Source organism: Mycobacterium sp. JS623 (genome assembly GCF_000328565.1).
Lineage (GTDB): Bacteria > Actinomycetota > Actinomycetes > Mycobacteriales > Mycobacteriaceae > Mycobacterium.
Window position 1 is genome coordinate 359,428 of the sequence record NC_019966.1, and the last position, 7,548, is coordinate 366,975.

Genomic DNA, 7,548 nt, shown 5'->3' on the forward strand with positions numbered 1-7,548 from the left:
CTCGTATGCCACAGCTGAAAGGTTGGGATCCGCAATGAAACTCGCGCTGGCGGCCTATGGGACTCGTGGTGACATCGAGCCTTCCGTCGCTGTCGGTCGTGAATTGCTGCGCAGAGGGCACGACGTGCGCATCGCGGTCCCGCCCGACTTGGTTGGCTTCGCCGAGACCGCCGGCCTGGCGGCAGTCCCTTACGGGCTGGATACGCAGGCGTGGCTCGGCGTGTACCGCGACTTCTGGACGTGTCTCTTTCACAGGTGGTGGAGGGTCAGGGAGCTGGGAAGCTTGTGGCGCGAGATGTGGAAGCTCAGTGACCAGTCCTGGACCCAGATGAGTACAACGCTGACGTCGCTGGCGGAGGGCGCGGACTTGCTGTTCGCCGGCCAGAGTTACCAGGAGCCGGCTGCCAATGTGGCCGAGTATCACGACATTCCCTTCGCCACGCTGCATAACACCCCGGTGCGTGTCAACGGCAGGCTGCTATCCAGGCTGCCGCCGCCGCTCGCTCGCCTCGCAATGTGGGCCTACGACTGGCTCGGTTGGCGCTTGAACAAAAAGATCGAGGACGCGCAGCGTCGTGAACTAGGTCTACCGAAGGCGACGGGTCCCGTCTCGCGACGGGTCGCCGAACGGGGATCGCTGGAAATCCAGGCCTACGACGAGGTGTGCTTCCCCGGGTTGGCAGCCGAATGGACGAGATGGGTTGGCCAACGACCCTTTGTCGGCACGCTGACCATGGAGTTGACGACGGAGGCCGACGAGGAGGTTTTGTCGTGGATTGCCGCAGGCGCACCGCCGATCTGTTTCGGTTTTGGCAGCATGCCGGTTGAATCTCCCTCGGCTACAGTCGAAATGATTGCAGCAGCCTGCGCGGAGATGGGTGAGCGGGCGTTGGTGTGCTCTGGGTGGAGTGATTACAGCGAAGTGCCACCATTCGATCACGTCAAGGTGGTGGGGGCGGTGAATTACGCGACCGTCTTCCCCGCCTGCCGCGCAGTAGTCCACCACGGTGGAGCGGGCACCTTGGCGGCGAGCCTGCGCGCAGGGGTCCCCACGCTAGTCCTCTGGATAGACGGCGTCCAGCCGGTCTGGGCGTCCCGCGTCAAACTATTGAAAGTGGGCGCGGTCCGCAGCTTTTCGAGCACAACCCGCGACTCGCTGACCGCAGACTTGCGTCGGATCCTTGCTCCGGAATACGCCTTGCGAGCACGTGAAATCGCCTCCCGAATGACCCCATCCGCCGAAAGCGTCGCCAAAGCTGCCGACCTTGTGGAGAACTTCGCCCTTTCAGGCTGTGCAGCCTGAAAAGCGAAGGTGGCCTGTCGATTTGGAGTAGAGCTGATGCCCGTGAACAGCCGGTGTTAAGGTTACTGCCGTGGTGAGTGGGCTTTCCAGAAGGACTCGCCTCTGGTTGTGGTCGGTGCGCGCCGAGTACTGGCTTGCGCGCACTCTGCTACCAAAGACTTATGCCAACGATGCGTTGATCTGTTTCAACAGTTACGCGTTCGTGGACGACCCGGCCTTCCAGCACGCCTATCGGCGCGGAGCGCGCGCGCTCGGTGGACAGGACTGGTATCAGTGGGAATGGCGGGTGCACGTCGGGCTGTGGGCGGCCGCCAGCGCCAGCCAGCTTGACGGTGATTTCGTCGAGTGTGGGGTCAGTTACGGGTTTTTGAGCAGTGCCGTGATGGAGTACCTCGATTGGGATCGCCTGGGCAAGACGTTCTATCTGCTCGACACCTTCGCGGGACTGGATCCGCGCTTCGTCACCGACGGTGAACGCGAGGCCGGGGCACTGGAGGTGAGCGAGCACCACGTGCGCACCGGTATGTACGTCGATTCTGTCGACAGTGTTCGTGCCAATTTCGCGCAATGGCGTAACCATCGGATTGTCGTCGGCGCGGTACCGGAAACACTGGACCAGGTCGACGCAGATGCGGTGGCGTTCCTGCATATCGACATGAACTGTGCTCCACCCGAAGTCGCTGCGCTGCGGCATTTCTGGCCGCGATTGTCGCCCGGCGCGTTTGTGCTACTGGACGACTACGCGAATCGCGGACGCGACGAGCAGCGCGTTGCCATGGATGAACTAGCCAGCGAACTGGACGTGAAGATCTGTGCATTTCCCACGGGCCAGGGTTTGCTGATCAAGCCAGGCCGCTGAGGCGACATCACGCCAAAGGCTGTCCACCGCTTCGTCAAGCCGCGGAAGAGTCGTAGTCAGGCGGACTTTCGAGTAGCGTTGCCGCCGTGGCGAAAAAGTGGCCGGTCAGGTTCCGGCTAGCGTGGTTCGCACTGCGCACCGCGTATTGGATCCCGCGCACTGTGTTACCCGATGTCTATTCAGACGATGCGTTGATCTGTTTCAACAGTCACGCGTTCGTTAACGACCCGGCCTTTCGGCGCGCCTACCAACGTGGCGTGCAGGCCCTCGGCGGCAAGGACTTCTATCACTGGGAGTGGCGGGTGCACGTCGGGTTGTGGGCGGCGGCGAGCGCTAGTCAGCTCGACGGTGATTTCGTCGAGTGTGGGGCCAGTTACGGGTTTTTGAGCAGCGCCGTGATGGAGTATCTCGACTGGGATCGGCTTGGCAAGACGTTCTACCTGCTCGACACCTTCGATGGAATGGATGCGCGCTTCGTTACACCCGGTGAGCGCGAGGCCGGCGCGCTTACCAAGAGCAAGGCGGCTCTGGACTTCGGGATTTACGCGAGCTCCGTCGAGAGTGTCCGGGCCAACTTCCAGGAGTGGCGTAACCAACGCATCATCGCCGGCACGGTTCCAGAAACACTTGAAGAGGTACACGCGGACGCAGTGGCGTTCCTGCATATCGACATGAACTGTGCTCCACCCGAAGTCGCGGCGCTGCGGCATTTTTGGCCGCGATTGTCTCCCGGCGCCTTCGTGCTACTGGACGACTACGCGAATCGCGGACGCGACGAGCAGCGCATCGCCATCGACTCGTTGGCGTGCGAACTTGGTGTGCCGGTGTGCGCGTTGCCAACCGGCCAGGGCCTGATCATCAAGCCGGCACGCTGAGACCAACGGTCACGTGGGTCCGCCCGTCCTCAGGCGGACGGAATCCTCGAATAGGTCGGCGGCTTTGGCAACGCTTTCGGCGGAGTTGGTCATCTGGTTGGCGAGTTCGCAGGCTCGGGTGGCGTATTCCGGGGTAAGGATTCGGCGTAGGTCGGCGACCAGCGATTCGCGGGTAGCGGTCGAAAGGCGCCGGGAGGCACCCACTTTCAGTCTCTTGAGTTGATTGCCCCAATATGGCTGATCGGCGGAACTCCAGAGGATCAACGTAGGGACTCCGGCGCGCAGGCTTGCCGCGGTGGTACCCGACCCACCGTGATGCACGATAGCTCGGCAAGCCGGAAACACCGACGCGTAGTTGACCACCCCCACCACCTTCACGTGGTCAAAATGCGGCACGTCGCCGAAATCGGTCCCGCCGGCACACACCAACGCCCGCTCGCCCAACTGCGCACAGGCCGCACCGATCATTTCGATCGTATCGGCAGGGGATTCGACCGGAATGCTGCCAGTAGCAAAGCAAATGGGCGGTGTTCCCGCACTGAGCCACGACGCGATCTGCTCATCGGTCTCGGTCGCTAACTCCATCGTCAGCGCGCCGACAAAGGGACGTCGGCCATCCCAATTCGCCCACTCGGCTGCCAAGCCCGGCACGCAAACCGGGTCGTAGGCCTGGATTTCCAGGGTTTCCCGTTCAGCCATCCGACGTGGCGAAGGCCGCGTTGCCTTCGGCAGGCCGAGTTCGCGCCGCTGCGCGTCCTCGACATTCTTGGTCGAGCGCCAAAACAGCCATTCGGACAGTGTGCCTGCGGAGCGGACGACCAGCGAAGGCAGAGTGGGGATCAGTTGGCCGTTGGGCCGCATCGGAAAGTGATGCAGTGTGATCAGCGGAATGTCGTAGTATTCCGCGACGTTGGCAGCGGGCTGCTCGTAGTTCAGGCCCGTCGATAGCAGGTCGGCTCCGTCCGCCAGCGACATCAGCGTCGTGCTGGCCTCCTCCCAGTACCGGGCGATAGGTTCCCAGAGCTCTCGCAGTGAACCGATCGGATTGCGTAACAACTGCGTCCAGAAGTTCCGCAGGAAATCGTCTCGCAAGAACGCCTTTAGTTCAGGCCCGTAGGCGACCGTGGCAAACCCAGCTGTCTCGGCAAAGCCAACCAGGTCAGGCGGAACGGCCATGTGAACTCCGTGACCTCTGCGTCGAAGCTCGCGGGCGACAGCGACGGACGGCTCGACGTCGCCGCGAGTTCCGTAACATGCCAGCGCAAACTTCATGCAGGTTCGAGCCTTTCTGGTTGCGTGCGCGTCGACGATGACAAGACTATGCGGTCAATACAATCGACTTCAGTGCATTTCGGTCTCTGCCATAATCCGCCTATGTCTCTGACAAATCGGGTACTGGACTCACGTGACCGGTTCGCCTGGAATCTCAATAAGAACCTTACGAATTATGTTCAGAAGTTCCTCTACCGGTATGCGACGCGGAGGCTAAAAGCGGACGACGTCATGTTCCTCAACTACGGCTACGAGGAAGATCCGCCGATGGATGTCCCGCTTTCGGCCGCCGACGAGCCGAACCGTTTTCCCATTCAGCTCTATCATCGCACCGCGAGCCAAGTGGACATCAACGGAAAACAGGTATTGGAGGTCGGTTGTGGCCACGGCGGCGGAGCCTCGTATCTCTTCCGCACATTGCACCCGGCCTCCTACACCGGACTGGATTTGAACTCGGCCGGCATCGACTTTTGCCGGAATAGGCACAAACTTGCGGGCCTCGAGTTCAGGCAAGGCGATGCCGAAGACCTGCCGTTCGCCGACCAATCTTTCGATGCGGTGATCAATATCGAATCCTCGCACCTCTACCCTCGATTCCCGCGCTTCCTCGCAGAGGTCGCGCGAGTGCTGCGCCCGGGTGGGCATTTCCTCTACGCCGATGCGCGACCGTCTCACGACATTGCTGAGTGGGAGGAGGCGCTGGCGAACGCGCCGATGCGGATGGTTTCGGAACGGCAGATCAACACCGAGGTTATGCGTGGGATGGAGAAGACCCTGGAGTCGTGGCAGTACGTGATCGATCGCGCCACGCCGGCACTCCTGCGCGGATTGGTCCGTAGATTTGCGCCGGCGCAGAGGGCCTACGACAACTTGCGGAGCGGGGGCGCGTCGGAGTATCGGATGTACTGCTTCGCCAGAACATAGGCGGCACTTCGACCCAAACGCGGTCTATTGCATGAGAATTCTGCCCTTCTTGCATGGGTATAGTCGAGCGCATGAACCTGGTCGAGTCGATCGAACGCGGCCTGGATTGGCTGTCGACGCCGAAGCGCTTGCCGGGACGCTTGGAAATGGAGACCCAGCGGGGCAGGCGCCTCGAGCTCGAGGTCGTGTCTTTCGCGATCCGCATGCCGATCGCCGGTGGGGTACTGGTGCGGCTGCCGGTGTTCATGATGATCATGCCGGTCGGGTCCTCACCCGTTCGCGGCTCACGCACGCATCCAGAGCAGGACGACGACGCCTCGGTTTAGCCGCCGGATGCGTGCCCCTGGCAGGCATCCGTTGCTGTAATTGTTCGTGCGGCGCAGATTTCATGTTGTCCGTCACCGCTGGGCGGTGGGACGTCCATCAGCCGCGCGCAGACGCGCAGCACTCGCAATAGCGAGATGCCATGCAATCCCATTTACAAGCTGGACTAAAATCTTGATTTCGACGACCTAGCTATTCTCGCGCCAAGGCCCACGTCATGCGTGGCTGATGGGGTCAAAGCTGGAAACAAAAGCGTGATCGACAGGCACACTATTTTGCTAAATCCGCAGCCTTTTACATATCGCTTCACACCGAACGGATCCAAAGAACTCTTCCACAATGTGGCAATAATCGCAAACACGTTGACGCACACGATAATTTATCTTGACCTGCGCAATCCTCGCCACCTTGGAGCCCTGGTTAATTGTGGGTGCCGACTGAGAAACACCATTCGAAATCGCGGCGTCCGAATTCCAAGAAAACGTCAGACGGCGCCCTGGAGCCGCCCGTATGGTGGCGCTATGGAGCTGGCGTTCTGGCGAGAGCCTGCGAGGCGGGTGTACGCGCCGAATAGTGTGTGGGGAAGTTGAACAATGGATCCTCAGGTCGGGTTGCTTCCGCTTTCGGGCGGGCAGTTGGCGGCGATCTTTGAGATCGATGGACGGCGGCCCGGCTGAATGAGCACATTCGTCCGGCAGGACCACCGCGCCCGCAGTGGCCACGTCCGCGCCTCGCGTGGACGCGAGATTTATGTGGCGGCGGTCTACCGGGCGTCTCGATGGCGACGCCGCGCCGCATGCACATGCGGCTGGAGCGGAGCGCGACATTTCCTGCGCGGCACGGCCGTTGTGGATGCCCTCGTTCACGCCGCGGACAGCGGTCATGAACCCGCATGCCCGCTCGTGGTCGGCAGGGCGTCGGTGCATGGCGTTGATGGTGTGGGCGCGGGGTTGGGGTGGCCGTGGGGGCATTTGAAGGTGGTGGATTCGTAGGAAACACGCGTACTCGCGGTGTTGCGCATGAGCAGCCGAGGCGGTAGCGGACAGCAAGCTCGCGTCTTTGCGGCTCGAAACGACTCAAAACGAGCAGCCCCGCAACCACTTCCGCTGGTGGTTCAGCACGCCGTCCGGTAGGGGCGGCAAGCGCAGCCCGGTATGCCCCGGCCCAAAAGCCTGCCATCCCAGTGCATCTCGATGGTGTAGCTGTCCGCGCCGCGCGGGGCTCAGATTGCTTACTACCGAAGAAGGGGCAGCCCACACGCCGTGCATGAACTCGCAATACGCGCAATAGCATGATGCCTGGCGATCCTCTTTCAAGCTGGGCAAACTGTCGTATTTCGAATAACTAGCTATTTTCCCGATCTATGCAGTTCGTAAGCGATCGATGGGGTCAATGGTGGAAACAATAGTCTGCGGCGAGTCGCATTTGTTTTTGCTAAAAACCGGCCCCGCTATACATATTGCAGGTCGCCATCCGGCTGGCCCGGACGAACCCACAGGGCTTTCACAAAGTAGCAATACCCGCAAATAGCCCGGTCGGGCCCATACTCGGGCCCCACCTGGGTAAATGCCGTCACCTAGACAAAGTAGTTAATTGATTGGATCGACTGATCAACATTGGTCGACGTTGCTGACACTGAAATTTCGGGAAAAGCCCAGACGCCGCCGTGCAACCGGCCGTATGTTTGCGATATGTTTGCGATGTCCGCTCAGCAATCTGGAGAAACGTGAGCATCAATCCATTCGACGATGACGCCGGCAGCTTTTTCGTCCTGATGAACGACGAGGAGCAACACAGTCTATGGCCAAGCTTTGCCGATGTACCCGCTGGCTGGCAGGTGGTTTACGGCGAAGCGGACCGCGCCGCGTGTTTGGATTTCATTGAGCAGAATTGGACGGATATCCGGCCGAAGAGCCTGCGCGAGAGGTTAGCGCAGGGAAGGCCTGTGGAGCACTGAACCGCCTGTGGGAAGTTGAAAATCTGTGGGAAGT

General features: G+C 61.0%; 8 protein-coding genes. 7 read left to right on the forward strand and 1 reads right to left on the reverse strand.

From position 1 onward, the window contains the following. The first annotated feature begins 34 nt into the window (after positions 1–34). The 3 genes from MYCSM_RS01640 (at position 35) to MYCSM_RS01650 (ending at position 3,037) form a co-directional block, all read left to right on the forward strand. Positions 35–1,303: a glycosyltransferase gene (locus MYCSM_RS01640; protein WP_015304381.1), complete on the forward strand. Its 1,269-nt coding sequence runs from the start codon at positions 35–37 to the stop codon at positions 1,301–1,303. A 70-nt stretch (positions 1,304–1,373) separates the two neighbouring features. Continuing rightward, positions 1,374–2,162 (forward strand): TylF/MycF/NovP-related O-methyltransferase, encoded by a 789-nt coding sequence (locus MYCSM_RS01645; RefSeq protein WP_015304382.1) that lies wholly within the window; start codon positions 1,374–1,376, stop codon positions 2,160–2,162. Positions 2,163–2,248: 86 nt separating this feature from the next. Beyond that, entirely contained in the window at positions 2,249–3,037 is a 789-nt protein-coding gene (locus MYCSM_RS01650; RefSeq protein WP_015304383.1) for a class I SAM-dependent methyltransferase, read from the forward strand. Positions 3,038–3,046: 9 nt separating this feature from the next. Here MYCSM_RS01650 and MYCSM_RS01655 read toward each other — a convergent pair whose 3' ends face one another. Then, on the reverse strand, positions 3,047–4,309 hold the full coding sequence (locus MYCSM_RS01655) for a glycosyltransferase (RefSeq protein WP_015304384.1): 1,263 nt from the start codon (positions 4,307–4,309) through the stop codon (positions 3,047–3,049). Positions 4,310–4,411: 102 nt separating this feature from the next. Here MYCSM_RS01655 and mtf2 point away from each other — a divergent pair, with 102 nt between their 5' ends. The 4 genes from mtf2 to MYCSM_RS01675 all read left to right on the forward strand — a co-directional run bounded on the left by mtf2 (position 4,412) and on the right by MYCSM_RS01675 (position 7,514). Continuing rightward, a complete protein-coding gene (gene mtf2 / locus MYCSM_RS01660; protein WP_015304385.1) occupies positions 4,412–5,233 on the forward strand; it encodes a fatty-acid O-methyltransferase Mtf2 in 822 nt (273 codons plus the stop codon). Positions 5,234–5,304: 71 nt separating this feature from the next. Next, on the forward strand, positions 5,305–5,559 hold the full coding sequence (locus MYCSM_RS01665) for a hypothetical protein (RefSeq protein WP_051073691.1): 255 nt from the start codon (positions 5,305–5,307) through the stop codon (positions 5,557–5,559). Positions 5,560–6,234: 675 nt separating this feature from the next. Beyond that, positions 6,235–6,549 carry a hypothetical protein gene (locus MYCSM_RS01670; RefSeq protein ID WP_041311186.1) on the forward strand — a complete coding sequence of 105 codons (315 nt, stop codon included), beginning with the start codon at positions 6,235–6,237 and terminating at the stop codon, positions 6,547–6,549. Positions 6,550–7,283: 734 nt separating this feature from the next. Further along, positions 7,284–7,514 carry an MbtH family protein gene (locus MYCSM_RS01675; RefSeq protein ID WP_015304388.1) on the forward strand — a complete coding sequence of 77 codons (231 nt, stop codon included), beginning with the start codon at positions 7,284–7,286 and terminating at the stop codon, positions 7,512–7,514. Positions 7,515–7,548: the final 34 nt, after the last annotated feature.